Genomic DNA, 2511 nt, shown 5'->3' on the forward strand with positions numbered 1-2511 from the left:
ATCCGAAGCAGGCCATGCAGAACGCCTATGCAACGGGCCACTACACATTATCCGAGATCGCCCGCTATTTCGGGGTGCACTACAGTACGGTGAGTCGGGCGGTGGGGCGGAGGATGGCGTGATGTGTCATTGCAAGGCCTGGCCCTTTTTGCCCATTGCCCATTAAGTTCCCTCGCCCGCCTTCTATGCGCGACAGCGGATCGGTTGCTGATTGGTAACGGCGGACACGGATGCGGAAGTCATTCTGACATCAACTGCTTGGGCAAGAACTCAGTGGCGTCCAACCGCGAGGGGGATCGTCTTCAGATGCGCTTCCACAGCTGCGACGACATCTTTGCGGAGCGGCAGGTTCTTCTTCTCTGCCTTCCAGTGCTTATGAAATTGCGCGACTGTCTCACGCGCCGTTTCAAGAACGAGCGTTTTGGGCAAGCGCGCTCGCGCCGCCAGATGCGACAGCTCGTCCTCGGTAAATTCATCAAACCGTTTGCTTCGGCTGTATGTAAGGGCCGCCTTTTTGTCAGGGATGTAGGCGATGGTTGAGACGAAGTCATAGGCGGGCGCCAGCCGGGCGATCCGCCGGTCGGGATAGATCATCGACCAGTTCTTCACATGCATGTCGGCATTGCCGATGAGGGTATTGAAGGTCAGTCGGCGAATGAATTCGGCGACGTCCGCCTCATTGCTTTCAGCGGCGATGACGCGAGCAATATTCATCGAACTCGCCTTCTCGTATTTCTCTTCAGGGTAAAGGCCGAATACTTGCGCGAAATCTTCGATATGGACGGCTGTGCCGTCACTCAGGCGATCGAAGCGTTCGATCGCGAGCCCGTACCGCTCCTTAAGAGCGCCAATTCCGTCGGGCAAATTTCCAATGTCGTCCACGTCCACCAGTTCGATGGCTGGAACATCCATGCCGAGGAGCCGCGCTAGCGTGAGCATGGAGTATTCATTTTCCGGCACGCCTTCATACTTCTCAGACGGGAGTTTAAGAATCCACGAACCACCAACGCCGTTAGCGGGAATGGTCAGCCCCCCTGTCGCCTTTGTGACGGCGGAGAACTTGAGCTGCACGCCCGCCAGCGAAAAGCGCAACGCCTTTGCGCGGCGTTCGTCATCATCATGATGATGATCATCATCGGGAGGCGGCAGCATTTCGCCGTCGGCAGGACGGATACTCAGCGCGCCGGGCAGGTCCTCACCAAGTAGCCAAAGCAGGAAGAACTCACGCTTTTCGTTGACCCCGCCACGTTCGGCCAGGTATTTCCGCAGGCGCGCTTCTGGGAGAAGGTTGGAAAAGAACGGCATGACCGCCGTCTGATAAGGCCGGAATTCCGTAATGAGCTCACCGAGGTTGTCCTTGAAGCCAAGACCGAGAACGGGACGGTGCGAGTCGGCGATGTAATTCTCATTGAACGCAAAGAGTGTGCGGTCACCATCGACGCGCGTGAGTGTACCGATGGGCGTGCCGTAGAGCAGGACATCAAGGACGAACACGTCAGCCATGGTCGTCATCCTCGAGACTGTACGCGGGCTTAACGGTTCCCACACGAGGCACTTGATGCACGAGCGTATTGCGCAGATGTTGCATATCAGAAAGCACATGCTTGAGCGCGTTGAGATTTGCGGCGGTGCCCTTGAACGCTTGCAACGCTTTGGTGGTTTCGCGCAGAACGCTCAGATCGGGCAGCCGCACAGCGAGCCTTTGCAGATCGCGGGCCTGACGCTGAAGCTGCGCCAGTTCCTTGACCGCCGGGTAATCATGCAATGTCACGCCGAGAGTATCCTGCAACTTCTTGAGTTCCCGCGCGGACGACGGGCCGGGCGCGCCTTGCGGCGCCGGCCGTTCACTGCTCCGTACCATGGACTGCACGGCGGACATGTTTTTGCGCGGTACAAGCATGACTTCGAGATCAAGCGCCCGCGCTATCTCGACCAAGCTGGAAAGGCGTAGATCGACGGCGCCGCTCTCGATCTTCGAGATATGGCTCTGCGGCACACCGGCCAGTTTGGCAAGCGCACGCTGGCTCAGGCTCTTGCTCTCGCGGGCTGTCTTTAAAGCCTCTGCTATTGCTTCGGTCGTATAGGCCATGAAATCTCTCAGTAGATCTATCATAATAGATCAATTATCATGAATGATATACATTAATATATCGATATTAACCGGCCAGGTAATATATTGATCTATATTATTAGATCATAGATATTAAAATATCTATTTTTATAGATCACTAACGCGCAATTGCCAACCGAGTTTAGTAGCGGGACTGATACCGGGAATGTCCGTTCGGGGGTCGAAAGCCGTTTGGCCCGCGCGCCTTAATCAATTAAATCTGCCCCCTTGTTTAATACCGCAGTAGCCTGTCGAGAATTGGGGTCAGGTCTTGCAGTGAAACATTCCTCCAAGCCAACATGGCGACGTTATCCGCGAATGGAACGCCCCCATGGCCCGTCCCCTACGACTGGAATACCCCGGCGCCTTCTACCACGTAACCTCACGCGGCAATGCCCGCG

At 56.1% G+C, this 2511-nt stretch carries 3 protein-coding genes; 1 reads left to right on the forward strand and 2 read right to left on the reverse strand.

The features are described 5' to 3' along the window. The coding region (locus tag HY308_08655; protein MBI3898353.1) for a helix-turn-helix domain-containing protein at positions 1-122 on the forward strand (122 nt) is incomplete at its 5' end. A gap of 148 nt (positions 123-270) precedes the next feature. On the opposite strand, the gene HY308_08660 is transcribed toward HY308_08655, so the two are convergent. Next, the gene (locus tag HY308_08660) at positions 271-1503 is read right to left on the reverse strand and encodes a HipA domain-containing protein (protein ID MBI3898354.1); all 1233 of its coding nucleotides are present in this window, start codon (positions 1501-1503) and stop codon (positions 271-273) included. After that, positions 1496-2089, reverse strand: a complete 594-nt coding sequence (locus HY308_08665) for a helix-turn-helix domain-containing protein (protein ID MBI3898355.1) — start codon at positions 2087-2089, stop codon at positions 1496-1498. Before HY308_08665 ends, HY308_08660 begins: the two co-directional genes overlap by 8 nt. Positions 2090-2511 lie beyond the last annotated feature (422 nt).

The sequence above is a fragment of the Gammaproteobacteria bacterium genome, from assembly GCA_016199745.1.
GTDB lineage: Bacteria > Pseudomonadota > Gammaproteobacteria > Acidiferrobacterales > Sulfurifustaceae > JACQFZ01.